Below are 23671 nucleotides of genomic sequence, written 5' to 3'. Positions count from 1 at the left end.
CGTTCCTCCCATGAGAACCGCAAGTCTGTACTGGTCACGCGTGGGAGTCCTCGCGCTGCTCTGGGGATCCACGTTCCTGTGGATCCGACTGGCCCTGGACGGCCTGCGTCCGGCTCAGGTGACGGTCGTCCGCTGCGCCCTGGGGGCCCTCGTCCTGGTGGTGATGTGCCTCGCCCGGCGCCTGCGGCTGCCGCGCTCGGCCGCGACGTGGCGGCACGTCGTGGTGGCCGCGTTCTTCTGCAACGCCCTGCCGTTCACCCTGTTCAGCTTCGGTCAGCAGACCGTCGACTCCGGCCTGGCGGGCGTGCTGAACGCGACGACTCCGCTGTGGTCGCTGCTGATCGGCCTCGCCCTCGGCACCGACCGCCGGCCGGGCGCGCTCCGGCTGGGCGGACTCCTGCTCGGGTTCGGCGGCACACTGTTGATCTTCGCGCCCTGGCAGCACGGCGATGCGGTGGGCTGGGGCGCGCTCGCCATCCTCGGTGCCTCGCTGAGCTACGCCGTCGCCTTCGCCTACATGCGGCGCCACCTGGTCGGCCGGGGCACGCCCACCCTCTCGCTCTCCGCCGCCCAACTGCTCGCGGCGACCGGACTGACCGCGCTGACGCTACCCGCGGGCGGCGCGCTGCCGACCCACCTCGGCGCGACGTCGCTGATGGCGGCGGCCGTGCTCGGGGTCCTCTCCACCGGGGTGACGTTCCACCTCACCTACCGCATCATCGCCAGTGAAGGCGCCACCGACGCCGCCACCGTGGGCTACCTGCTGCCCGTCGTCTCGATCCTGCTGGGCGCGCTCGTCCTCGACGAACCCGTCGGCCCGAGGACCCTCACGGGCATGGCCGTCGTCCTCGCCGGAGTGGCGATGACCCGGCTGCGCCGGACACCCGCACCGGCGGTGGCGAGGTGACCACGCGATCCCGATCCCCCTGGTCCGTACCGGACTTCCGCACCCTGTTCGCCGCGACCACGCTCAGCCAGCTCGCTACCAACGTGAGCTACGTCGCCGTCCCGCTCATCGCCGTCTCCGCCCTCGACGCGACCCCGGCCCAGGCCGGCCTGCTCGGGGCCCTGGGCACCGCCGCCTTCCTCCTCATCGGACTGCCCGCCGGAGCCTGGGTCGACCGCCTGCGGCACCGCAGGGTGCTGATCGCCGCAGATCTGGCCCGCGCCCTGCTCTTCGCCTCCGTACCGCTCGCATGGTGGCAACACGCCCTCACGCTCGGGCAGTTGTACACGCTCGTGCTCCTGAACGGCGCCGCCACCGTCTTCTTCGACATCGGCGCGCAGAGCGTGCTGCCCCAACTCGTCGGCCGGGAAGCACTCGTACGGGCCAACGCCGCCGTGGTGAGCCTCATCGCCCTCGGCAACGTCGCCGGGCGCGGCGCGGGCGGCGGACTGGTGCAGGTGCTGACGGCCCCGGTGGCGGTCGCGGCCACGGCCGTCTGCTACCTCGCCTCCGCCGTGCAACTCACCGCGCTGCGCCGGTTCCCGGCCTCCCCGGCTCCCGGGCGGCCCGCCCGGCTGCGGGCGCAGATCACGGAGGGCCTGCGCCACGTCTTCGGCAATCCGGAGCTCCGGGCGCTCGCGCTCACCGCGACCCTCGCAAACCTGGGCTCGCAGATCGTCAACACCACGCTCCCGATCCTCTTCATCCGCGAACTCGGCCTGTCCGCGGGCACCCTGGGCCTGTTCTGGGCCACGGGCGGGGCCGGCCTCCTGCTGGGCGCCCGCTGCGCCCGCCCGCTCGCCGCCCGGCTCGGTCACGGCCGCGCCCTCGCAGTGGCCGGCCTCTGCCTGTCGCCGACCGGCCTCCTGGTGCCCCTGGTCGGCCACGGAGCCTGGCTGTGGCTCGCCGGGTGCGGCTGGTTCCTGGCCATGCTCAAGATCGGCACGGACAACGTGCTCGGCGTGAGCCTGCGCCAGCGGATGACCCCCGACGCCCTCCTCGGCCGGATGAACGCCACCTTCCGCTTCCTGCTGACGGGAGCCCTCGCCATCGGCGCCGCGGTCGCCGGCGCGATCGGCCAACTGGCCGGAGTCCACCTCGCGCTGTGGGCGGGCGGCGCTCTGATCGCGACGGCCTTCCTGCCGGTCCACCTCTCCCCGGTCCGCCGCCGCCGCGACCTTCCGCCGCAGTCCGAGCCGGTCGACCGGAGTGCGAGCCGGGCGGGAGCGGGGCCCGTAGCGGCGACCAGCCGCGCGGCGCGAACGCGACGAGAACGGCGGCTGTAGCTGCGGCACATTTGTGGTTTCCGCCAGTACGGCGCTCCGGTGGCCGGAAGCGAGACTTCCCGGCAGGAGCTTCGGCCCGGACGAGGGCCGATGCCGTGGACGAACGGGGAGCATGATGACCGGTCAGCTGTACGACGAGATCGGCGAGGCGTTCGAGGGCTTCAAGACCCTTCCGCTGACGCGCTACGGGGAGGTGCCCGGCTTCCTCGCCCTGGTGGGCGACGTGACCGGCAGGTCCGTCCTGGACCTGGCCTCCGGGACCGGCTTCTACAGCCGGGAGTTCAAGCGCCGGGGCGCATCCCGCGTCCTCGGTGTCGACATCTCCTCCGAGATGGTCGGCGCGGCCCGGGCCATGGAGGGCGAGGAGCCGCTGGGCGTGGAGTACGAGGTCGGCGACGTCGCCGAACTGCCCGTCTACGAGGAGCGGTTCGACCTCGCGGTCGCGGTCCAGTGCTTCAACTACGCCGACGACGTCGCCACCATCGAGCGGATGTGTCGCAACATCCACCGCAGCCTCGCGGGCGGGGCCGAGTTCTTCGCCTTCGTGCAGCACCCGGACTACCGTTTCGACGGGCCGTCCCTGGCCAAGTACGGCTTCCTGTGCGAATCGCTCGGCGAGGTGACCGAGATCGGGCCGCGGGTGAGGATCACCGCGCTCCTCGACCCGCCGATCTCCTTCGTCGCGAACCCGCCCAGCCGCGAGACCTACGAACGGTCGCTGCACGCGGCCGGATTCAAGGACATCACCTGGGTGCCCCTGGAGATCTCCGAGGCCGGCGTGCGCGAGTACGGCGAGGACTTCTGGGCCGATTTCGCCGCCAATCCGCCGCTGACGATGCTGCGGTGCCACGCCTGAGGCCTGAGGCCTGAGGCCTGAGGCCTGAGGCCTGAGGCCTGAGGCCTGACGCCTGACGTCTAACGCCTGAGGCCGACGCCGCGACGCGAGACGCCCGGTCCCCGGAACGGCCGGGGACCGGGCGACCACACGCAGGTCGGCCTCAGCCGACGGCGGGGCCGGAGGTGGTGTTGAGCCAGGACCACTCGGACCAGGTGGAGAAGCCGGTCTGCCAGCGGTGGTGGACACCGGCGCCGCTGGAGCCGAAGACCTCGATGCGGCCGTCGGCGTTGGCCGCCGCGGTGATCTCGGTGCCGGGGCCGCCGAAGGCGACCCACTTGTCGTACGGGGCGTTCACGCCGGTCTGCCACAGGTGCTGGGCGGTGGTGCCGTTGATGGCGAAGACCTCCACCCGGCCGTCCGGCGCGTGCTCGCTGGTCAGCTGGGAGTCGGCCGGCCCGCCCGTGGGTTCCCAGCCGGACCAGGTGGTGGGGTTGGTCTGGTAGCGGTGGTAGACGCCGGCGGAGCCGGACGCGAAGACTTCGAGGCGGCCGTCCTGGTTGTGGTCGACGGTGAGGTCGTGGCCGCCGTCACCGAAGGTCTCCCAGCCCGACCAGGCGCCGCTGGCGGCGGTCTGCCACATGTGCTGGAAGGTGGAGCCGTTGAGGGCGAAGACCTCCAGGCGCCCGTCGGGGGACTTGCCGAGTCCGATCTCGCTGTCGGCGGGGCCGCCGCCGGCCGGCTCCCAGCCGGACCAGCCGCTGTTGGGCGCGGTCTGGTAGCGGTGGAAGACGCCGACCGGGCCGGAGGCGAAGACCTCCAGGCGGCCGTCCTGGTTGGCGCCGACCGCGAGGTTGTGGCCGCCGGTGCCGAACGTGTCCCAGCCCGACCAGGCGCCGGAGGGCTGGAGCTGGTAGCGGTGCTGGAGCGTGCTGCCGTTGAGGGCGAACAGCTCCAGGCGGCCGTCCGCGTCCGCGCCGATCGTCAGCCGGGCGCCGCCGGGGCCGTCGAGGGACTCCCACTCGGACCAGTCGCCGTTCACCTTGTTCTGCCAGGCGTGCGAGACGCCGTTCGCCCCGGCTGCGAACACCTCCAGGCGGCCGTCCGCCGAGCGCGCCGAGACGACCCGGCCGGGTTGCGTCGGGTAGACGACCGGGGCCGGCCCGGGGTCGTGGTGGCCGAGCCGGTCGGCGGCGGCCCGGGCCGCGTCCAGGTACCGCAGGTGCGCGCCCTCCTTGTAGGTCGACCACTGCGCCCAGTCGGTGCCCTTGTTGGAGATGCGGTAGGCCGCGTTGGCGTTGCACTGGGCGTCGTAGGCGCAGGCGTCGCTGACCTCGGGGTGCCAGTAGCTGTTGATCTCCCACAGGCCCCGGTCGGTGGACGGCGGCGTGTTGTTCTGGACGTTGGACGCGAGCGGGTTGCAGCTGGACTCGGCCATGCCGACGGCGATCGCGGTCACCAGGGCGTCGCCCCGGAAGCCTGCGGTGTAGCCGACCTCGGCGCAGAGGTCGATGCCGGTGGCGGCCGGCGCCGGCGTGGCGCCGACGCCGACCGTCAGGCCCGCCGTCATACCGAGCAGCGCGAGCGCGGAGACCAGGACCCGATGCAGCGGGGTGGCCGGGGCCGGTGCCGGGGCCGGTGCCGGGGCCGGTGCGGGTCGCGAAGCGCGCCGGAGGAGGGAGGGGAACACCGGGGCGGCCCTCACGCCTTGCGCAGGCGGTCGATGATGCCGTCCAGGTCCTGCCGGAACATGTCCGGCCGGATCTCGTGGCCGCCGGGCACCTCACGCGCGTCGTACGGGATGCCCGCCCCGTCGAGCAGGGAGCGGAACTCGCGCTGCCCGGCCAGGACCTGGGTCTCGTTGACGGTGCTGAACCAGTCGACCGGGTTGGGGCTGGTGCCGGCCACCAGGAAGACCCGCTTGTTGCGGTAGCTCTCGATCCGCTCCACCGGGTTGTCGGCGCTCACCCGCGCCTGGTCCCAGAGCGGCACGCCGTAGACCGTGCCGCCGTTCAGGTCCAGCGCGGCGGAGGAGGCGTTCGCCCAGTGCGCCACCAGGCCGCCGTCCCGGCGCAGGCTGGCCGGGCCGGAGTGGGCGCTGACCGAGGCGAAGTGCCCGTAGTACTTGGCGGCGTACTTCAGCGCGCCGAAGCCGCCCATCGAGAAGCCGGCCACCGCGCGGCCGTCGTACTCGGCGTAGGTGCGGAAGTTGGCCTCGACCCAGGGCAGCAGCTGGTTGATGTGGAACTCCTCCCAGTTGCGCGGGCCCGCGTTGGAGCTGACCGGGTTGGAGTACCAGCCGGCGTGCCCGCCGTCCGGCATCACCACGATGATCGGCTTGCCGGCGGTCCAGTCGCGGACGCCCGCCCGGTCGAAGGTGATGAAGTCCTGGTCGTTGCCGCCGCCGTGGAACAGGTACAGCACCGGGTAGGTGCGCCCGCTCCACTGGTAGTCGTCCGGCAGCAGCACGTTCACGGCGGGGTTCCAGCCGATCGCCGAGGTGCGGAAGCGGTAGTACCACATCCGCGGGTCGCTCTCGTTGCGGTCCACGATGCTCAGGCCGAAGCCGTCGCCGGCCGCTGCCGCGGGACTCGCCGAGGCGAGCGAGCCGGCGGCGCCCAGCGCCAGCGCGGCGCCGAGCCCGCCGCCGGTCCTGAGGATGCTCCTGCGGGTGGGGTGCTGGGCGGTCAACGTGGCCTCCTGGGAACGCGCGTGACGGCGGCCCGTCCGGACCGCCCGGTGGTCGAGCGGTTGGGACGGTAGTCACCCGCCGCACGGCGCGGAATCCGGAACGATCCGGACTGACGGGGGAGGCCCGATCGCCGAGACTGGTGTCTTTGACCCGGAGGGCGGAGGAAGGAACCGAACGGCTCCGCGCCCGGTCGGGCGAGCCGGGTCAGGCGGCGGTGAGCGCGGTCATCAGGGTGCGCAGCACCGTCCCCGTCTCCGTGCCGGCGTCGAGCGACTGGGCGGCGGCCAGGCCGTCCACGGCCGCCGCGAAGGTCTCGCCCAGGAGCCTGGCGTCGAGGCCGGTCCGTCGTTCGTCGGCCAGGAGCTGGAACAGGCGCACGAAGCAGGCGCGCCAGCGCCGGTAGTCCTCGTCGAGGCGCTCCCTGATGCGGTCGTCGTTGAGGGCGAGCCAGTGCAGGGCCGAGTGCAGGTGTGCGAGGTCCGGGCTCTCGGGCCGGGTCAGCAGGGCGATCACGCGCTCGGCGCGTTCGGTGAAGCTCCCGGGGAGGTCGACCGCCTCCTCCAGCGGGGTGATCCACTCCGGCCGGATGTCCTCGATCACGGCCACGATCAGGTCGGTCCTGTCCTGGAAGTGGTAGTGGCACATCCCGTGCGAAATCCCGCACAGGGCGGCCACGTTGCGGGTGGTGAAGCGCCCGGCGGCCTCGCCGGCCAGGAGGGTGCGGGCGGCCGCGATCAGGCGGGCCCTGGTCTGCTCGCCCTTGGCCGAGGGACGTCGACGCCCGGCGTCCCCGGCGGCCGAGGGGGTCTGGTCGTTCGCGCGCGTCGCCATGGGCGCAACTGTAACGACCGCCGGGGAGCGGCCATCGGGACATCGGCGGATCCGGCCGTCCGGACTCAGGCGCCCCACCGGTCCCGACTTCTGCGCGAAGAATTGACCGAGCGCTTGGCCAGTTATAGCTTTCCGGTCAACCTCGCCACCCCCACGGCGAGTTGACGGGAGATCCCCATGAGCGATCAGACCCCCGACCAATGGACCCCGAGCAGACGGCGGTTCCTGACAGCGGCCGCCATGACCGCCGCCGGCGCCGCCGTCACGGCGGCCACCGGCCCCCGGGCCCGCGCCGCCGGACGGTCGACGACCCCGCGCGGCGGTGCGCCGGCCGCCCCGGCTCTCGCGGGCGCGTTCTCGGTTCCGGCCGACGGCGTCCCGCACACCCGCACCTGGATGGCCTGGCCCGACAGCACGACCATCTACGGGCGCAAGCTCTCCGGCGTGCAGGCCAACATCGCCCTCATCGCCAACACCGTCGCGAAGTACGAGCCCGTCCACCTCCTCGCCAACGCGGCCGGCGTCGCCGCCGCCAGGCGCGCCTGCACCAACCCGAACGTCACCGTCATCGGCTCCATCCCGGTCGACGACTGCTGGATGCGCGACACCGGCGCCGTCTTCCGCACCGACGGCGCGGGCGGCCTGGACGCCGTCGGCCTCAACTTCAACGGCTGGGGCAACCACCAGCAGCACGCCAACGACGCCCTCGTCGCCCAGCGCGTCGCCGCCTACCTCGGCCTCCCCTTCACTGCCGCCGGCCTGGTCAGTGAAGGCGGCGCCATCGAGACCGACGGCGCCGGGACGCTGATGGCGACGAGGAGCAGCATCATCAACCCCGACCGCAACCCGAACCTGTCCCAGGCGCAGATCGAACAGGCCATGTGCGCCGCCTACGGCGCGAGCAAGGTCATCTGGTTCGACGGCATCAGCGGCCAGGACATCACCGACGACCACGTCGATGCCACCTCGCGCTTCCTCGGCCCCGGCGTCGGACTCGTCCAGACCCCCAACCCGGCCGACCCGCCGGACATCTGGTCCAACGACGAGCAGCAGCAGTACCAGATCCTGTCCTCGTCCACCGACGCCCAGGGGACGCCGATCGCGGTCACCGCGCTGCGGTCGCCGGACTACAACCTGATCCGCGCGGTCAGCAGCAGCTTCGTCGACTCCTACGCCAACTACTACGTCTGCAACGGTGCCGTCATCTCGGCCCAGTTCGGCGACACGACCGCCGACGCCAACGCCAAGAGGGTCCTCCAGGGCCTCTTCCCCGGCCGCACCGTCGTCCAGCTCAACATCGACAACCTCGGGAACCAGGGCGGCGGCATCCACTGCGTCACCCAGCAGCAGCCCGTGCCGTAGACGGCGGCACGTGTGCGGGGACCCGCTCGATCGAGCGGGTCCCCGCACAGCTCAACTGTGTTGTTATTTCTTGTACTTGAGTGAGATGCCCGCGTTCAGCAGCTGGACCAGGTCGAACGCGGCGACCGTGAGCGGCGTGAGGTTCGGGGTCCGCAGGCCGTCCTTCATCCGGCGCAGCTCGGTGACCAGGGCCACCTCCTCCTTGCCGAGCGGGCCGACCCGGTCGTCGACGCTGCCGAGCGCGCCGAGGGAACCGTGGATGTGCACCCAGTCGTCCTGGGTCACGTCCGCCTTCTCCGCCGTGTTCAGGTTCGTGTACTTCCGCAGGAGGTCCTTGCCCGTGGGCATGCCCATCAGCCACTGGTGACGGGTCAGGGGGATCGCCCGCTCCCGGCGGTCGCCGGCGTCGCCGTGTTCGACGGTGTCGGAGTACACCGGCGCCTGCGTGTCGCTCGGGTCGAAGCCCGCCGCCCGGAGGACGAACGCGGCGAACTGGTCGGGGTGTTCGCGGAAGTGGACGCGGAACGGGCGGGGCAGCAGGGTGAAGTTGTGGGCGAAGGACGTGCGGGACATCAGGCCGCCCGCGATCGACTTCGAGTTCGACTTGGGCGGCAGCTTGTCGCCGTTCACCAGGTAGCTGCCGACCAGGGTGGCCAGGCCGACCAGCGCGGCCGTGGACTCGCCGCCGGTGACGTCCTTGCCGAGCCGCTTGGCCTGGTCCTCCGCCTGCTTGCGGATCTGGTCGACCTCGCCGAGGGAGCCCGTGTGCAGGTCGTCCTTGGCCTCCTTCCGCTGCTCGAAGGCGGAAGCGGAGGTGGTGAACGGCTTCTTGTTCGGCACGTTGAGGTACTTCACCAGCCGGGGCAGCTCGTCCAGCTTGAAGCCGCCGGTCATCTGCGGCGCGTAGACCAACTCGCCGCCCAGCGGGAAGACCATGATCCCGGCGTCCGCCGTGAAGCCCCCGAGCTGCACGTCCGTGAGCGGGAAGGACTCCTCGTCCTTCCGGGCGTCCAGGGCCGCCGAGACCCGGGTGATCTCGCCCATCACGGCGAGGAGTTCGTCCTTCGTGGTGAGCGGCTCGGTGACCCACTCCAGGGCCGACCCGCCCGTCGGGCTGACGTCCGAGGTGAGCTTGTAGTCCGTGCCCCGGCCGACGACGCCCATCTTCGGGACGTCCCGGCCGCGGATGGGGGTCTCCCGGATCTCGCCGTTTGCCATCAGCGGATAGGCGGCGCCCTCCGCGTGCCGTGCGTACTCGTCGGGCCTCTCCTGCCGGGCCCGCTGCAGCCGGGCCCGGCCCGCGTCGGTCGCCTCGAACCGCGGCGGGTCGGCCGGGCCCTGCCGGGGCAGCTCGGCGATCCACGCCGTCGTGAGCTCGTTGGGCGTCCTGGCCTGCTCGTTCTCGTCCAGGAGATCGACGGCGACCTTCGCGGCCATGTTCCGGAGGATCTTCAGGCCGATGATGCCGTCGCGCCGGGTGACCTCGTCCTGGTAGGCCTGCTCGTCCTGCGCGGTGAGGTCGTTGTGGTCGCGCACCCGCCACTGCGACTCGAACTCGAAGCCGACCCGGCGCTGGAGCGCGGCGCCGTGGACGTGTCCTTCGTGGCCGTCGGCCGCTCGGCGCTGGACCGGGCGCTGGACCGGGCGCTGGACGGTCGCGCCGCGGGCGACGCGGGCACCGACGTCGGCGGCCTCGCGCTCCCACCTGCCGTCCGGGTCGCTGAGGCCGGCCGGGGCGTCGTGCTGGGTGGTGTGGTGGATCTCGTGGGCCATCGTCTCGACGTCGCGCAGGACGCCCGCGTTCTGCACGACGATGTTGCTGCCGACGGTGTACGCCCGGGCGTCGATGCCCGCGGCGGCCCGCTCGTCGACCGAGACCCGGACGTGGTCCAGGCTGGTGCCGAAGGCGCTCTCCATGGACCGCTGCACGTCGCCCGGAAGCCGCCGGTGCGCCCGCCCGGCGACGGCGGCGGCGTCCCGCACCGCGGCGCCGCCGTCCGCGTCGCGCTGTACTGCCTCGCGCTGTACCGCCTCGCGCGCGATCATCCGCCCGACGGCGGCGTTCCCGATCGACCGCTGGAGGGCACCGGGCGAGCCGCCGGCCCGTCCGGCGTCGCGGGGCTTGACCTGGTCGCGGTCCGGAGCGGCCTTCCGCTGGGACTCGGTGGTGTGCCGCATGACAGATCCGTTCGCCCGAGATCGCGTGCAGAGCCTGACCACCCAGGCTCCCACGGGGCACGCCCCGCCGGAACGGCCCGCAGGGCCGAACACAGGGCAAGCCGCCCTGCCCGGTGAGGGAAGTTGATCAGGACCTCGGAGCGCACGGGAAGTCGGCCGGGCCGACTTCCCATTCCCGTCCCACCCGGCGTCTGACCGAAGCCTGCTGCCGGAGGGCCGTTCCACGGGATCCGGAGTCCGATCGTGCCGTTCCCAATCCCCAGCTCAGCGCTGTGGGAACGGGTTGGACGTTCCAAACAGTCCGTCCGCTCTCGAAGTCGACTCCGCTCCTGCCGCAGAGTCGTTCCTGTCAGGCCGGGCACCACGGCCTGATCACGATCAGGGATGCGACCCGCCCCGGGACGAGGGTGCGGGGGATCCCACTCCACCGATCGGAAGGCAGTGAGATGAACAAGAAGATGGCGGCCGCCGCCCTGGCCGCGGTCACCCTCGGTACGGTGCTCCTCGGCACCGCCACGCCGGCCCTCGCGAGCTCCGGCGGCTGCATCAGCGGCGACGCGTGCGTCTACTACAGCCCCGACCTGCAGGGTGCCTTCTTCGGCAAGGGCGAGGACGGCAACTACGACGGCTACTTCGGCGGCGGCGGGGCCGGCAACGGCCAGGCCGTCATGAACAACGCCGCCTCCGTGTGGAACATGGACCAGAACTGGAACGTCCGCGTCTACTACCGCGAGTACAGCATCCGCAACACCGGCCCGAACCAGTACATCCCGCACAACTCGTGGGCCAACCTGGGCGCGGTGCCGTGGAACGGCGGCTCCATCAACATGCGCAACAACAACCACTCGCAGGCCTGGGAACTCTGATCCGGCTCCGACCGGGTGCCGGGCCCCCGCTCGTCGGGGACCCGGCACCCGGTCGGCGTTCCACCGCCCGAGCCGCCCGTACCGCCCGTACCGCCCGTACCGCCCGAGCCGCCCGTACCGCCCGAGCCGCCCGAGGAGCCCCGCCATGACGTCCCCCCACCGCGGCCGTTCACTGGCCGCCCTCCTGCTCGTCCCCCTGGTCCTCACCGCCGGCTGCGCCTCCGGACCCGCGGCCCCCGCCGCGCCCGCCGCCAGGCCGTCCGCGTCCCTGACGCCGATGGACCCGCCACCGATCGGCGACGTCCCCCGGTTGACCGAGGCGGGCGACCGGACCCTGCCCATCGAGGCCTACCTGCTCAGCGGGGAGCAGTTCCGGCAGTACGACGCGGCGCAGACCGTGCTGGTCGCCCGTTGCGTACGGGGGTTCGGCCTGGTGTACTCCCGGCCGCCCGGGTCCGGGGCGGCGCCGTCCCAGAGCCAGACCGCCCACCGGTACGACCCGGTCGAACTCGCCGACGTCTCCGTGCACGGCTACCACGCGCCCGACCCGGGCGGCGCGAGGAAGCCGAGCGGGGGAGCGTCGATGGGCGCCGAGCTCACCACCGTGCTCGGTACGGGCCTCGGACCGGGCGGGAAGCCCGCCCCGGGATCGGCCACCGAGTTCCGGGGCAAGGGGCTGCCGCCGGGCGGGTGCGTCGGGGCCGCGCAGAAGGAGCTGACCTCGCGCGGCGGCACCGGGCGGGACGCCGACGTCGCGGTGGGGATCAACTACGAGGGCTTCGAACGCTCGATGACGGACCCCAGGGTCAGGACCGTCTTCCAGGACTGGTCGCGCTGCATGGGGGACCGCGGCTACTCCTACGCCACGCCCGGGGACGCCCTCAAGGACTCCCGCTGGGCGGCCGCCGCCACGCCGTCCGCGGAGGAGATCGCCACGGCCACCGCCGACGTCGACTGCAAGGCCCGGGCGAACGTCGTCGGGGTCTGGTTCACCGTCGAGACGGCCTACGAGGACGAGCTCATCCGGCAGCACCAAGCGGAGCTGACCGCGGTCAGGGCCGGCAACGACGCGATGCTGGAGCTCGCGCGATCGGTGGCCGCGGCCGGTTCGTAGGAGGTGCCGGAAACCCACGGGACCGGTCAGGATTCGAGAAGCCTCCGCCGCAGGGCCGCCCGTAGCGTCATGGGCATGGGAAACAACGAGAACACCGCGTCCACCGTGTCCCTCGCCTCCGTCACCCTTGAGGTGGCCGACGCCGGGGCAGCCCACCGCTTCTACGCCGCGTTCGGCGTGGAGCAGCACGTCCGCCTGCGGGAGTCCGCGGCGCCGACCACCGGTTTCCGGGGCTTCGCCATGGCGCTCACGGTGGCCGGGCCGGGCACCGTCGACGGCTTCATCGCCGACGCCGTGGCCGCCGGGGCCACGGTGCTCAAGCCCGCGGCGAAGTCGCTGTGGGGCTACGGCGGCGTCGTCCAGGCGCCGGACGGGACGGCCTGGAAGATCGCGACCTCGGCGAAGAAGGACACCGGCCCGGCCACCCGCGAGATCGACGACGTCGTCCTGCTGCTCGGCGTCGAGGGCGTCAAGGCCACCAGGGAGTTCTACGTCGGCCGGGGCCTGACCGTGGCCAGGAGCTTCGGCGGCAAGTACACCGAGTTCACCGCTGGCGGGCCCGGCGCCGTCAAGCTGGCGCTGTACAAGCGCCGCGCGCTGGCGAAGGAGGTCGGCGTGGCCGTCGAGGGCACCGGTTCGCACCGGATCGTCCTCGGCAGCACCGGCGCCGCGTCCTTCACGGACCCGGACGGGTTCGCCTGGGAGAGCGTCGCGCTGGCCGCGGCCGGCTCCTGACCCGGGCAGGTGAACGCGTGGACGACGCCTCGGCCCGGACGCGGCCTGCCGGGCCCGGGGCGTGCCGTTCGGCTCAGCCCAGCTGCTGGGCCAGCCCGAGGATGATCCCGCCCGGCCCGCGGAGGTAGCAGAGCAGGTAGCTGTCCTCGTAGCGCGCCACTTCGCCGACGAGGACGGCGCCGTGGGGCCGGAGGCGGGCGAGGGTGTCCTCGATGTCGTCGACGGCGAACATGACGCGGTGCAGGCCGAGCGTGTTCGCCGGGGGGACCTCCGGCGCGGGGGTGATCGCCACGGGGGTGTGGTAAGTCGCCAGTTCGAGCCGGCCCGGGGCGCCCGGGATCCGCATCATCGCGATCTCGCACCGCATGTCGTCGAGCCCGACGACCTTGCCCGCCCACTCTCCGTCCGTCGGCATCCTGCCTTCCAGCTCCATGCCGAGTGCGGTGAAGAACGCGATGGCGGCGTCGAGGTCGTCGACGACGATGCCGACGTTGTCCATGCGCTGAATCGTCATGCCCCCGAGGGTAGGGGCCGGGGCCGACAGTGCCGGTGTCAATGCCCCCGGCGGTCGGCGCGGTTGCCCCGGACGGTCGCGTGACGGGCCGCCAACCGCCCTGGCCTGCCTTGCTGTTGGCGCGGTGACGGGCATTTGAACGTTCAATGTCGCGATTCGGAACGGTCCGGATGCGAACCTTGACGCCCGGGTCTTGACCCATGTGACCGGTGACATGTGTTATTTCACATGCCTCGGTGAGCACCCCCCCAACGGACAGCGCACGGAGGCAGCTCGACCCACCCCCACACAGGAGTGTTGATGAGTCAGTTCTTCAAGCTGCCAAGGGCTATGGCGGTCCTCGCCGTGGCGAGTACCGCCGTCGTCGGCCTGGGTGCCGTGCCGGGCTTCGCGGCCCCGGACAGCGCCCCGCCCGCGTCCGCACGCCACACGGCGTCCGCCGGGCACGGCCCCCGCATCCTGCCGCCGACCGGGAGCTCCGCCAGGGACGCCGCGAGCCGTGAGGCCGTCCAGGACCACCCCCTCACCGCCGCCCAACTCCCGCCGCGCAGCCCCCTGACCGCGCCCGCGACCGCCCCGCACGCCCCCGCGGCCACGCGGCTCGCCGCGGCGTCCTGCACCCCGGCCGACTTCGGCGGCCGCACCGGGTCCGCGCTGGTCTCCTTCGTCGAGGCCTCGACGCCCGACTGCGTCAACACGCTCTTCGGGATCGCCGGCTCCGACGCGTCCGGGGTGTTCCGCGAGAGCCAGATGATGACGATCGCCAACGCCCTCCAGGGCGTCGCCTCCGCCTACCCCGGGGACAACTCGACGGGGATCCTGCCACTGGTGCTCTACCTGCGCGCCGGGTACTACGTGCAGTTCAACCACCCCGCGGACGTCGGCTCCTACGACTCCGCCCTCACCACCGCGGTGGCGGGCGGCCTCGACGCGTTCACCGCGAGCCCGCACTTCACGGACGTCAGCGACGCGAACGGGCAGATCGCGGGCGAGGCCGTCATCCTCACCGACAGCGCGAACCTGCAGGCCCGCTACCTCGGCACGTACAAGCGGGTGCTGAACGGCTACACCGCCGCGTACGACTCCTCCTGGTACATGGTCAACTTCGTCAACGACGTCTTCACCCCGATCTTCCGCGGGCACCAGAACCAGGACTACGTCGACGCCGTCACCGCCGACCCGAGCCTCATCGACACCCTCGACGCCTTCGCGCTCGACCACCGCGGCCTGCTCGGCGGCACCAACTCCTTCCTCGACTCCAACGCCGGCATCGAGACCGCCCGCTTCATCGAGCACCCCGCCCTCCAGGCCAAGGTGCGCCCGCTGATGAAGGGCCTGCTCGACGCCTCGTCCATCACCGGCCCGACCGCCCCGCTGTGGGTCGGCGTCGCCGGGCTGGCCGCCGCCTACGACCAGGCCCAGTGCTCGTACTACGGCGTCTGCGACCTGCCCCAGCGGCTGACCGCCGCCGCCCTGCCGGTCAGCCGCACCTGCGACGCCACGCACACCGTCCGCGCGCAGGACCTCACCGCGGCCGACCTCGACGCCGTCTGCGCGAGCCTGCAGAACCAGGACCCGTTCGTCCACAACCTCGTCAAGGACAACGGCCCGATACCCGGCCAGTACGAGTCCACGCTCCAACTGGTCAACTTCGCCAGCCCGGCGGACTACCAGACCTACGCCGGGCCGATCTACGGCATCGACACCAACAACGGCGGCATGACGCTGACGGGCGATCCGACCAGCCCCGCCAACCAGCCGCTCTCGATCACCTACCGCCACCCGACCGACAACGGCTTCACCGCCCGCGTCTGGAACCTCAACCACGAGTACACGCACGCCCTCGACGCCCGCTACGACATGAAGGGCAACTTCTCGCAGCAGATCGCCGTGCCCGACGTGTGGTGGATCGAGGGCGTGGCCGAGTACGTCTCCTACACCTACCGTGGCGTCACCGACACCCAGGCGGTGTCCGAGGCCGCCAAGCACACCTACAAGCTCAGCACGCTCTTCCAGAACACCTACGACAACAGTGACACCACCCGCACCTACCCGTGGGGCTACCTCGCCGTGCGCTACATGGTCGAGAAGCACCCGGACGTCGTCCAGGCGATGCTCGGCCACTTCCGGACCGGCGACTACCCCGGCGGCTACGCCGTCTACAACTCCCTCGGCACCTCGTACGACGCCGACTTCGACGCCTGGCTGACCGCCTGCGCCGCCGGTGCGTGCGCCACCACGGGCGGCACCCCGACCGCCGCGTTCGACAGCACCGCCGACGGCCTGACCGTGCGGCTCACCGACCGCTCCACCGAGACCGGCGGCGGCCGGATCGCCTCCTGGGCCTGGGACTTCGGCGACGGCACCACCGCCACCACGGCCAGCCCGGCGAAGACGTACACCGCGCCCGGCACCTACACCGTCACCCTGACCGTCACCGACGACAGCGGCCACACCGCCACCGCGAGCAAGTCGCTCACCGTCACCGACGGCACGACGGCGTGCACCGCGGCCGACACACGGGTGATGGACCGCAACTGCTACCGCACCGACCAGTCCGCGTCCGCGGGCAACCTCGACTACCTCTACATCTGGCTGCCGGCCGGCACCTCCACGCTGACCGCCACCACCAAGGGCGGCACCGGCACGGCCTACCTGCTCTACAACCCCACCTCGTGGGCCACGCTCAACGCCTACACGAGCGCTTCGTTCAACGACGGCTCCACCCAGAGCCTCACCGTCACCAACACGACGGCCGGCTACCGCTACATCAGCCTCTACGCCCGGACGGCGTTCAGCGGGGTGACCGTCACCACGCGGTACTGACCCCTCGCGGACAGACACGACAGCGGCGGCCCGGGACACCCTCCCGGGCCGCTGCTCCTCGCATTCGCGAGGCTACTGCTCGTAGCAACCTCGCAACTGCGAGGTGCACGGCTTGGTTGATCATCCAATCCGGCCTCACGGCCCTGGTATCCCAGCCCACTCGTTCCCGGCTCCCGCCGTTGCTTCAATCGCCCTACTGAACGGTCGAGGACGGTGGTTGGACGTGGACCTGAACACAGTGGTGGAGCTGCGTGACGCGCGGCGTCGCGATACCTGGCGCCCGGGGGACGCCTGGCTCGGCGGGGGCACGTACCTGTTCTCCGAGCCGCAGCCGCACATCCGCCGGCTCATCGACCTCGGCCGGATGGGCTGGGAGCCGCTCCGGATGACCGCCTCGGGGGACCTGGAGATCGCCGCGACCTGCACGATCGCCCAGCTCTCCCGCTTCGCCCGGGCGGCGCGCTGGCGGGCCGCGCCGCTCGTCGAGCAGTGCTGCCGCGCGTTCCTCGCCTCCTGGAAGATCTGGAACATGGCCACCGTCGGCGGCAACCTGTGCAACGGGCTCCCGGCCGGGCCGATGATCTCGCTGACCGCCGCCCTGGACGGCGTGTGCACCCTGCTGTCCCAGACGGGCGAGGTGCGCCGGGTGCCGGTGAAGGACTTCGTGACCGGCGCCGGCGTCAAGGTCCTGCGGCCCGGCGAGCTGCTGCGCTCGATCACCGTCCCCGCCCGCGCGCTGGCGAGCCGGACGGTGTTCCGCCAGGCCTCGCTGTACGGGCTCGGCCGCTCCGGCGCCCTGCTGATCGGCACCGTCGACCCGGTCGACGGCGAACTCGCACTGACGATCACGGCCTCGACCGTCCGTCCGATCCAGCTGCGCTTCGCCGTCCCGCCGAACGCCGAGGCCGTCCGGGAGGCGGTCGGCTACGGCGTCCGGCCCGACGAGTACTTCGACGACATCCACGGGCTCCCGGCCTGGCGGCGGCACATGACCCACCGCTTCGCCGAGGAGATCCGCCGCGAACTGGTCGAGGAGGCCGGGCGATGAGTTACACCATCCGCGTCAACGGCGAGGACTTCGACGCCGAGCCCCGGGCGGGCCAGTGCCTGCGCACCTACCTGCGCGAGCGCGGCTGGTTCGGGGTGAAGAAGGGCTGCGACGCCGGGGACTGCGGCGCCTGCACCGTGCAGGTCGACGGCGACCCGGTGCACAGCTGCCTCTACCCGGCGCTGCGCGCCGAGGGCCGTTCCGTCACCACCGTGGAGGGGCTCGCCAAGGACGGCGAACTCCACCCGATGCAGCAGCGCTTCCTGGACGCCCAGGGCTTCCAGTGCGGCTTCTGCACGGCCGGCATGCTGATGACCACCTCCGCCGAGGGCTTCGACGACGACAAGCGCGCCGACCTGCCGCGCGCCCTCAAGGGCAACCTGTGCCGCTGCACCGGCTACCGGGCGATCGAGGACTCCATCCGGGGCGTCAAGCACACCGAGGCGCCGTGCGCCGGCCAGGCCGTCGGCCGCAGCCTCGGCGCGCCCGCCGGGCCGCAGGTGGTCACCGGCACCGCCCGCTACACCTTCGACCTCGACGTCGAGGGCCTGCTGCACATGAAGCTGCTGCGCTCCCCGCACCCGCACGCGCGGATCGTCTCCATCGACACCTCGGCGGCCCTGCGGGTGCCCGGGGTCGTCGCGGTGTTCACCCACGAGGACGCCCCCGACAAGCTCTACTCCTCCGCCCGGCACGAGCACCCCACCGAGGACCCGGACGACACCCGGGTGCTCGACGACGTGGTCCGCTTCGTCGGTCAGCGGGTCGCCGCCGTGGTCGCCGAGAGCGAGGGCGCGGCCGAGGAGGGCTGCCGGCGGATCGTCGTCGGGTACGAGCAGCTCCCGTACGTCCTCGATCCGGAGGAGGCGATGGCACCCGGTGCGCCGGTGATCCACCCCAAGGGGCCGGAGTCGCGGATCGCCCGCGCGGAGAACAACGTCTGCGGCGAGGCCCACGGCGAGATGGGCGACGTCGAGCAGGGCTTCGCCGCGGCGGACGTGGTCTACGAGGAGACCTTCCGCACCCAGCGGGTACAGCACGCCAGCCTGGAGACGCACGGCTGCGTCGTCTACTTCGAGGAGGCCGGGGAGACGGGGGAGACGGGGGAGACCAGGGAGACGGGGGAGGAGCGGATCGTGGTCCGGTCCTCCACCCAGGTGCCGTTCCTCACCCGCCGGGCGCTGTGCGACCTGTACGACCTGCCGATAGAGAAGGTCCGGGTGGTCGCGGGCCGGGTCGGCGGCGGGTTCGGCGGCAAGCAGGAGATGCTCACCGAGGACATCGCGGTGCTCGCGGCGATGCGGCTGCACCGGCCCGTGAAGCTGGAGTTCACGCGCGGCGAGCAGTTCTACGGCGCCACCACCCGGCACCCGTTCACGATCACCGTCAAGCTCGGCGCGAAGGCGGACGGGACCCTGACGGCCATCCGGTTCCGCGTGGTGTCCAACACCGGCGCGTACGGCAACCACGGTCCGGCGGTGATGTTCCACAGCGTCGGCGAGTCCATGGGCGTCTACCGCGCGCCGCACAAGAAGGTCGACGCGTACTCGGTCTACACGAACGGCGTGCCCGCCGGGGCCTTCCGCGGCTACGGCCTCGGGCAGGTCACCTTCGCCGTCGAGTCGGCGATGGACGAGCTCGCGCGGCGGCTGGAGATCGACCCGCTGGTGCTGCGGGAGCGCAACATCATCGGCCCGGGCGAGCACATGGGGGGCCCGCTCGGCGAGGAGGAGGACCTCCACATCGCCAGCTACGGCCTCGACCAGTGCCTCGGCGTCGTCCGCACCGCCCTCGCGAACGACAGCAGCGCCGAACTCGCCCCCGAGGGCTGGCTGGTGGGCCAGGGCTTCGCCATGGCGGCCATCGCCTGCGGCCCGCCCGGCGGTCACATCGCCGACGCCACGGTCAAGCTCCTGGAGGACGGCACGTACGACATCGCCGTGGGCACGGCGGAGTTCGGCAACGGCACCACCACCGTGCACAAGCAGATCACCGCCGGGGCGCTCGGCACGACCGTGGACCGGATCGCGATCCGGCAGTCCGACACGGACGTCGTCAAGCACGACACCGGCGCCTTCGGCTCGGCCGGCACCGTCGTCGCGGGCAAGGCGGTGATGAAGGCGGCCAACGCGCTCGCCGAACGGATCCTCGGCTTCACCGCCGAGTACGCCCGCACGCCGCGCAGCCTGCTGCGGCTCACCGCGGACGCGGTGGAGTGCGACGGGCGGGCGGTCGCGCTCAAGGAGGTGTTCGAGGCGGCGCGCGGCCGGGGCGTGGAGCTCAGCGCCGACGGCCACTTCGGCGGCTCGCCGCGCTCGATCGCCTTCAACTCCCAGTGGTTCCGCATCGCCGTCGACCCGGACACCGGCGAGATGCGGATCCTGCGCAGCGTCCACGGCGCCGACGCCGGCAAGGTCATGAATCCCCTGCAGTGCCGCGGCCAGGTCGAGGGCGGCGTGGCGCAGGCGCTCGGCGCGACGCTGTTCGAGCAGGTCCTGGTCGACGACCGGGGCGAGGTCACCACGGCCGCCTTCCGGCGCTACCGGCTGCCCGCGTACGCGGACGTGCCGCGCACGGAGGTGCACTTCTCCGACACGTCGGACTCCATCGGGCCGCTCGGCGCCAAGTCGATGTCCGAGAGCCCGTTCAACCCGGTGCCGCCCGCCTTCGCCAACGCGCTGCGCGACGCGACGGGGATCCGGTTCACGGAGGCGCCGTTCCTGCGGGACAAGGTGTGGCAGGCGCTGGACGAGCACCGGAGGCGGACGGGCGGCGTCCGCTGACGCACGGAGAAGGGTGAGGGCCGGGACTGCTCCCGGCCCTCATCCCTGTGCCTGTCGGCAACCCGAACGGCGCCGTCGTGCACCGTCCGGAGACGCGGGAGTGGGTGAACGGCCCGCTTGAGGAGGTCCGGGCGCCCGCACACGTCCCGCGCCCCAGGACCGTGCACGACGGCGCCGGGAAGCGGGGGCCGGCCCGTCCCAGGTGGGAACGTCCCGGCCCTTCTGCATCCGATTCAACCGGAACTCCACTGTGCGGACCACTGGAGTGCAACACCACGCGGCCGTCCACGTGTTGGACGATCGGACAGGACCGCGCAGTGCGGCGCGGGGCGGGGTCGGGGTCGGCCGAGCTGTGCGGCGACCCGTCAGAGGTCCTTCTGGTAGCCCTTGTCGTCGTCGGAGTCGTAGACCAGCTTCCCGGTGCCGTCGTAGCCCTTGATGTGCGGGGTCCGGGTCACGGGGCCGGTGAGGAGACCGGTGGCGGCGAACCAGCCGTGGTCGAGCGCCGCGTCCACGGCCGGTCCGTCTCCGTACGAGACGCTCACCCGGGCGACCGAGGGGGCGAACGTGCCGATGCTGCCCCAGCGGTACGGCAGCTTCCAGGCGTGGCCGTCGAGCATGGCCTGCCGGTACAGCTTGCCCCCGTTGATGTCCGGGTTCACCAGGTCCTCCGGGCCGCCCGCGCGCGGGTCGGCGCTGCCGGACTGGAGACCGGAGGTCTTGCCGTCGGTCTGGTGGCAGATGAGCCGGGTCGGGTGTGCGCCCTGGCTGACGCCGACGACCGAGATGCCGTCGCCCGGGGAGTTGTCGTCCCCGGTGCTCTTCACGGCGAGCAGGATGCGGTAGTCGGCGAGGGTCCCGTCGTCGTGGACGGGCCGGTTCGGGTGTGCGCCCTGCGTGCCCTGCGTGCCCTGCGTGCCCTGCGCGGCCGACGGCGGCGGGCTCTGCCACCGGGCCTGCATCTCCTTGTCGTAGTCCAGGCACTGACCGAGCGCGGTGGCGGCCTGCTCGAAGGTGATGCCGTCGGCCAGCTGCGCGGCCGTCGCCGGAGGCTGCGGCCCGGCCGGCGTGGGCGTGGCGCTGGCCGTGGGCGTGGCGCTGGGCGTCGAGCCGGGGGAGGGGGCGGCCGCGCCGTCCGCCGTCGCGGCGAGCCCCGTGGCCGGGCGGGTGTCCGAGTGGCCGCGGGCCGTGAGGAGCGTCGCGCCCGACAGCACGGCCAGGACGACCACCCCGGCCGAGAGTGCGGCGGTCCGGCGTCGGAGGGCCGCGCGGCCCTGGCGCCGGATGGCCTCGTAGGGCGCCTCGCCCGGCGTCCGGTCCGCGACCGTGGCGACGAGCTGCTCGCGGAGCGCCGCCTCGAAATCCGGTTGGGTCATCGTCGTCCTCCAGCCGTGGTGGTGATGCGAGCGTCGAGTCCGGACGGCGTCCGGCCTGGTGCGGAACGGCCGCGAGGCACCCCGGGGCCCGGGTCGGCGGGTACGACGGCCAGCCCCGGGTGAGCCCGCAGTTTGGCCAGTCCCTTGGCGGCCTGGCTCTTGACCGTGCCGAGCGAGCAGCCCATCGCCTGGGCGACCTCCGCCTCGGTCCGGTCGTCCCAGTAGCGCAGCACCACGACGGCACGCTGCCGCGTCGGCAGCGTGGCCAGGGCGTCCAGCAAGGTCCGCCGCTGGTCGACCTGGCCCGCGGTGTCGCCCGGCGCGGCGACCTCCGGCAGCGCCTCGGTGAGCCGCTCGGCGACCCGCCGCTTGCGGAACCGGTCGCTGTTGCAGGACACCAGCATCCGGCGCACGTAGGCGTCCGGGCTGTCGGCCCGGCTGACCCGCCGCCAGGACCGGTAGGCCTTGGCCAGCGCGGTCTGCGTCAGGTCCTCGGCGTGGTGCCAGTCGCCGGTGAGCAGGTAGGCGGTTCGGACCAGGTGTGCCCACCTGGTCCGGGTGAAGGCCTGGAAGTCGGCCTCTTCTTCTGTGTGCATCAGCACCCCCTCAGCCCTCCAGACCGCACTCCCGACGCGCCGGGTTGCCCGGCCCCGCCACATTTCGCGGTCGTCCACGTTTTCGGGCGTTCGAGGGCCGGGTGTTTGAGGGCCGGGCGTTCGAGGGCCATGCGCCCGCGCGGAACGGGCGCGCCCTCAACGACCGGGGAAGCGGCTCAGGGGCGCGGGTCAGGCCGGGGTGTCGCAGCGCGTGTACGTGCGGATGCGGTAGCGCAGGCCGGACACCGAGACCTGCGGGCCGTGGTCCTCGGCGACGGTCCAGGCGGGGCCGATGGCCGGGGCATGGGTGTCGCCGTCGACCGACAGGTCGATCTCGGTCACGGACAGGGCGTCGGCGCGGTCGATGGCCGCGCGGTAGAGCTGCCCACCGCCGATCACCCAGGTCTCGGCGACGGCGTCGGCCCGGGGTCTCGCGGCCGCGAGGTGGAGGGCCTCGTCGAGGGAGCCGGCGCGGTCCGCGCCGTCCGCGGCCCACTGCGGGTTGCGGGTGACCACGATGTTGCGGCGGCCCGGAAGCGGGCGGAAGCGTGCCGGGAGCGACTCCCAGGTGCGGCGGCCCATCACCACGGGGTGTCCGAGGGTGGTCGCCTTGAAGTGCCCCAGGTCCTCGGGCAGGTGCCACGGCATCGTGCCGTCCGCGCCGATCACACCGTCCGGGGTCTGGGCCCAGATCAGTCCGATCCTCAGGCCGCTGCTCGTACCGCTGCTCGTACCGCTGCTCGTGTCGCCGCTCATACCGCGACTGGTGCCTTGATGGCCGGGTGGTGCTGGTAGCCGACCACCTCCACGTCCGCGTAGGCGTAGTCGAAGAGCGAGTCGGCCTGCCGCAGGCGCAGCTCGGGGAAGTCGAACGGCGTGCGCGCGAGCTGTTCCGTCACCTGCTCCACGTGGTTGTCGTAGATGTGGCAGTCACCGCCGGTCCAGATGAAGTCGCCCGGCGCGAGGCCGACCTGCTGCGCGACCATGTGGGTCAGCAGGGCGTAGCTGGCGATGTTGAACGGGACGCCGAGGAAGAGGTCGGCGCTGCGCTGGTAGAGCTGGCAGGAGAGCCTGCCGTCGGCGACGTGGAACTGGAACAGGGCGTGGCACGGGGCGAGCGCCATCGCGTCCAGTTCGGCGACGTTCCACGCGGAGACGATCATCCGGCGGGAGTCGGGATCGGTGCGCAGGGTGTCGAGGACCTGGCCGATCTGGTCGATGTGCCGGCCGTCGGGGCCGGGCCAGCTGCGCCACTGGACGCCGTAGACGGGGCCGAGGTCGCCGTCGGGGCCGGCCCATTCGTCCCAGATGGTGACGCCGTTCTCGCGGAGCCAGCCGACGTTGGAGTCGCCGCGCAGGAACCACAGGAGCTCGTACACCACGGACTTCAGGTGCACCTTCTTGGTGGTGATCAGCGGGAACCCCTGCGAGAGGTCGTAGCGCAGTTGGTGTCCGAAGACGCTCCGGGTGCCGGTGCCCGTCCGGTCGGCCTTGGCCGTCCCGGTGGTGAGCACGTGCTTCAACAGGTCTTCGTACTGGGTGTCCGCCACGAGCGGTAAGTGTACGTGTCCGTCCTGGTCGGCGGGACCGACCCGGAGGACGGGTCGCTCCCTCCGACGCAGCCGCGTGTGATCACGTTCCCGGGCATCGGGGCGGCCCAGGCCACCCCGGTCCGGGTACGGC

General features: G+C 72.5%; 19 protein-coding genes. 10 read left to right on the top strand and 9 right to left on the bottom strand.

Going from position 1 to position 23671, the window contains the following annotated elements:
- The first annotated feature begins 10 nt into the window (after nt 1–10).
- The 3 genes from ACFVSN_RS01225 (at nt 11) to ACFVSN_RS01215 (ending at nt 3088) form a co-directional block, all read left to right on the top strand.
- Nucleotides 11–907, top strand: a complete 897-nt coding sequence (locus ACFVSN_RS01225) for a DMT family transporter (RefSeq protein ID WP_387600729.1) — start codon at nt 11–13, stop codon at nt 905–907.
- Complete coding sequence (locus tag ACFVSN_RS01220; protein WP_387600731.1) at nt 904–2232, top strand: MFS transporter; 1329 nt, start codon at nt 904–906, stop codon at nt 2230–2232. The genes ACFVSN_RS01225 and ACFVSN_RS01220 overlap by 4 nt, the downstream gene beginning before the upstream one ends.
- Nucleotides 2233–2347: 115 nt before the next feature.
- Nucleotides 2348–3088 (top strand): class I SAM-dependent methyltransferase, encoded by a 741-nt coding sequence (locus ACFVSN_RS01215; RefSeq protein WP_387600818.1) that lies wholly within the window; start codon nt 2348–2350, stop codon nt 3086–3088.
- 142 nt (nt 3089–3230) lie between these two features.
- On the opposite strand, the gene ACFVSN_RS01210 is transcribed toward ACFVSN_RS01215, so the two are convergent.
- The 3 genes from ACFVSN_RS01210 to ACFVSN_RS01200 form a co-directional block, all read right to left on the bottom strand.
- On the bottom strand, nt 3231–4637 hold the full coding sequence (locus ACFVSN_RS01210) for a hypothetical protein (RefSeq protein ID WP_387600734.1): 1407 nt from the start codon (nt 4635–4637) through the stop codon (nt 3231–3233).
- Nucleotides 4638–4768: 131 nt separating this feature from the next.
- Nucleotides 4769–5758, bottom strand: coding sequence for an alpha/beta hydrolase (locus ACFVSN_RS01205; RefSeq protein ID WP_380447538.1), 990 nt, complete (start codon nt 5756–5758; stop codon nt 4769–4771).
- Nucleotides 5759–5963: 205 nt separating this feature from the next.
- A complete protein-coding gene (locus tag ACFVSN_RS01200; protein WP_387600737.1) occupies nt 5964–6590 on the bottom strand; it encodes a TetR/AcrR family transcriptional regulator in 627 nt (208 codons plus the stop codon).
- A 177-nt stretch (nt 6591–6767) separates the two neighbouring features.
- On the opposite strand from ACFVSN_RS01200, the gene ACFVSN_RS01195 reads away from it, so the two are divergent.
- The gene (locus ACFVSN_RS01195; protein WP_387600739.1) at nt 6768–7952 is read left to right on the top strand and encodes an agmatine/peptidylarginine deiminase; all 1185 of its coding nucleotides are present in this window, start codon (nt 6768–6770) and stop codon (nt 7950–7952) included.
- A gap of 63 nt (nt 7953–8015) precedes the next feature.
- Here ACFVSN_RS01195 and ACFVSN_RS01190 read toward each other — a convergent pair whose 3' ends face one another.
- Nucleotides 8016–10130 carry a DUF4157 domain-containing protein gene (locus tag ACFVSN_RS01190; protein WP_387600742.1) on the bottom strand — a complete coding sequence of 705 codons (2115 nt, stop codon included), beginning with the start codon at nt 10128–10130 and terminating at the stop codon, nt 8016–8018.
- 446 nt (nt 10131–10576) lie between these two features.
- On the opposite strand from ACFVSN_RS01190, the gene ACFVSN_RS01185 reads away from it, so the two are divergent.
- From ACFVSN_RS01185 to ACFVSN_RS01175, 3 genes are all read left to right on the top strand, one after another.
- Nucleotides 10577–10996 carry a peptidase inhibitor family I36 protein gene (locus ACFVSN_RS01185; protein WP_380447531.1) on the top strand — a complete coding sequence of 140 codons (420 nt, stop codon included), beginning with the start codon at nt 10577–10579 and terminating at the stop codon, nt 10994–10996.
- Nucleotides 10997–11141: 145 nt separating this feature from the next.
- Nucleotides 11142–12110, top strand: a complete 969-nt coding sequence (locus tag ACFVSN_RS01180) for a hypothetical protein (protein ID WP_387600745.1) — start codon at nt 11142–11144, stop codon at nt 12108–12110.
- A gap of 75 nt (nt 12111–12185) precedes the next feature.
- Complete coding sequence (locus ACFVSN_RS01175; RefSeq protein ID WP_387600748.1) at nt 12186–12845, top strand: glyoxalase; 660 nt, start codon at nt 12186–12188, stop codon at nt 12843–12845.
- A 73-nt stretch (nt 12846–12918) separates the two neighbouring features.
- On the opposite strand, the gene ACFVSN_RS01170 is transcribed toward ACFVSN_RS01175, so the two are convergent.
- Complete coding sequence (locus ACFVSN_RS01170) at nt 12919–13359, bottom strand: VOC family protein (protein WP_380447528.1); 441 nt, start codon at nt 13357–13359, stop codon at nt 12919–12921.
- Nucleotides 13360–13659: 300 nt separating this feature from the next.
- Here ACFVSN_RS01170 and ACFVSN_RS01165 point away from each other — a divergent pair, with 300 nt between their 5' ends.
- The 3 genes from ACFVSN_RS01165 to ACFVSN_RS01155 all read left to right on the top strand — a co-directional run bounded on the left by ACFVSN_RS01165 (nt 13660) and on the right by ACFVSN_RS01155 (nt 20016).
- Nucleotides 13660–16185 (top strand): collagenase, encoded by a 2526-nt coding sequence (locus tag ACFVSN_RS01165; RefSeq protein ID WP_387600751.1) that lies wholly within the window; start codon nt 13660–13662, stop codon nt 16183–16185.
- Nucleotides 16186–16408: 223 nt separating this feature from the next.
- On the top strand, nt 16409–17233 hold the full coding sequence (locus ACFVSN_RS01160; protein ID WP_387600754.1) for an FAD binding domain-containing protein: 825 nt from the start codon (nt 16409–16411) through the stop codon (nt 17231–17233).
- On the top strand, nt 17230–20016 hold the full coding sequence (locus ACFVSN_RS01155) for a molybdopterin-dependent oxidoreductase (RefSeq protein ID WP_387600757.1): 2787 nt from the start codon (nt 17230–17232) through the stop codon (nt 20014–20016). The genes ACFVSN_RS01160 and ACFVSN_RS01155 overlap by 4 nt, the downstream gene beginning before the upstream one ends.
- Before the next feature lie 365 nt (nt 20017–20381).
- Here the strand turns inward: ACFVSN_RS01155 and ACFVSN_RS01150 are convergent, their stop codons facing one another.
- From ACFVSN_RS01150 to ACFVSN_RS01135, 4 genes are all read right to left on the bottom strand, one after another.
- Nucleotides 20382–21392: a hypothetical protein gene (locus ACFVSN_RS01150; RefSeq protein ID WP_387600760.1), complete on the bottom strand. Its 1011-nt coding sequence runs from the start codon at nt 21390–21392 to the stop codon at nt 20382–20384.
- Entirely contained in the window at nt 21389–21988 is a 600-nt protein-coding gene (locus ACFVSN_RS01145; RefSeq protein WP_387600763.1) for a SigE family RNA polymerase sigma factor, read from the bottom strand. Before ACFVSN_RS01145 ends, ACFVSN_RS01150 begins: the two co-directional genes overlap by 4 nt.
- 189 nt (nt 21989–22177) lie before the next feature.
- Entirely contained in the window at nt 22178–22696 is a 519-nt protein-coding gene (locus ACFVSN_RS01140) for a dihydrofolate reductase (protein WP_387600821.1), read from the bottom strand.
- 44 nt (nt 22697–22740) lie between these two features.
- Entirely contained in the window at nt 22741–23538 is a 798-nt protein-coding gene (locus ACFVSN_RS01135) for a thymidylate synthase (RefSeq protein WP_380490836.1), read from the bottom strand.
- Nucleotides 23539–23671: the final 133 nt, after the last annotated feature.

This window comes from Kitasatospora sp. NPDC057904, assembly GCF_042887925.1.
GTDB lineage: Bacteria > Actinomycetota > Actinomycetes > Streptomycetales > Streptomycetaceae > Kitasatospora.
Note: the sequence above shows the minus strand (reverse complement) of the source record. Positions and strands in the feature narration are given on the sequence as shown.

What these genes read in the sequence shown, in the direction of transcription:
- ACFVSN_RS01145 (WP_387600763.1), bottom strand. Translation starts at nt 21,988, where the DNA reads ATGCACACAGAAGAAGAGGCCGACTTCCAGGCCTTCACCCGGACCAGG.
- ACFVSN_RS01210 (WP_387600734.1), bottom strand. Translation starts at nt 4,637, where the DNA reads ATGACGGCGGGCCTGACGGTCGGCGTCGGCGCCACGCCGGCGCCGGCC.
- ACFVSN_RS01225 (WP_387600729.1), top strand. Translation starts at nt 11, where the DNA reads ATGAGAACCGCAAGTCTGTACTGGTCACGCGTGGGAGTCCTCGCGCTG.
- ACFVSN_RS01165 (WP_387600751.1), top strand. Translation starts at nt 13,660, where the DNA reads ATGAGTCAGTTCTTCAAGCTGCCAAGGGCTATGGCGGTCCTCGCCGTG.
- ACFVSN_RS01190 (WP_387600742.1), bottom strand. Translation starts at nt 10,130, where the DNA reads ATGCGGCACACCACCGAGTCCCAGCGGAAGGCCGCTCCGGACCGCGAC.
- ACFVSN_RS01175 (WP_387600748.1), top strand. Translation starts at nt 12,186, where the DNA reads ATGGGAAACAACGAGAACACCGCGTCCACCGTGTCCCTCGCCTCCGTC.
- ACFVSN_RS01185 (WP_380447531.1), top strand. Translation starts at nt 10,577, where the DNA reads ATGAACAAGAAGATGGCGGCCGCCGCCCTGGCCGCGGTCACCCTCGGT.
- ACFVSN_RS01195 (WP_387600739.1), top strand. Translation starts at nt 6,768, where the DNA reads ATGAGCGATCAGACCCCCGACCAATGGACCCCGAGCAGACGGCGGTTC.
- ACFVSN_RS01180 (WP_387600745.1), top strand. Translation starts at nt 11,142, where the DNA reads ATGACGTCCCCCCACCGCGGCCGTTCACTGGCCGCCCTCCTGCTCGTC.
- ACFVSN_RS01155 (WP_387600757.1), top strand. Translation starts at nt 17,230, where the DNA reads ATGAGTTACACCATCCGCGTCAACGGCGAGGACTTCGACGCCGAGCCC.
- ACFVSN_RS01150 (WP_387600760.1), bottom strand. Translation starts at nt 21,392, where the DNA reads ATGACCCAACCGGATTTCGAGGCGGCGCTCCGCGAGCAGCTCGTCGCC.
- ACFVSN_RS01215 (WP_387600818.1), top strand. Translation starts at nt 2,348, where the DNA reads ATGACCGGTCAGCTGTACGACGAGATCGGCGAGGCGTTCGAGGGCTTC.
- ACFVSN_RS01200 (WP_387600737.1), bottom strand. Translation starts at nt 6,590, where the DNA reads ATGGCGACGCGCGCGAACGACCAGACCCCCTCGGCCGCCGGGGACGCC.
- ACFVSN_RS01170 (WP_380447528.1), bottom strand. Translation starts at nt 13,359, where the DNA reads ATGACGATTCAGCGCATGGACAACGTCGGCATCGTCGTCGACGACCTC.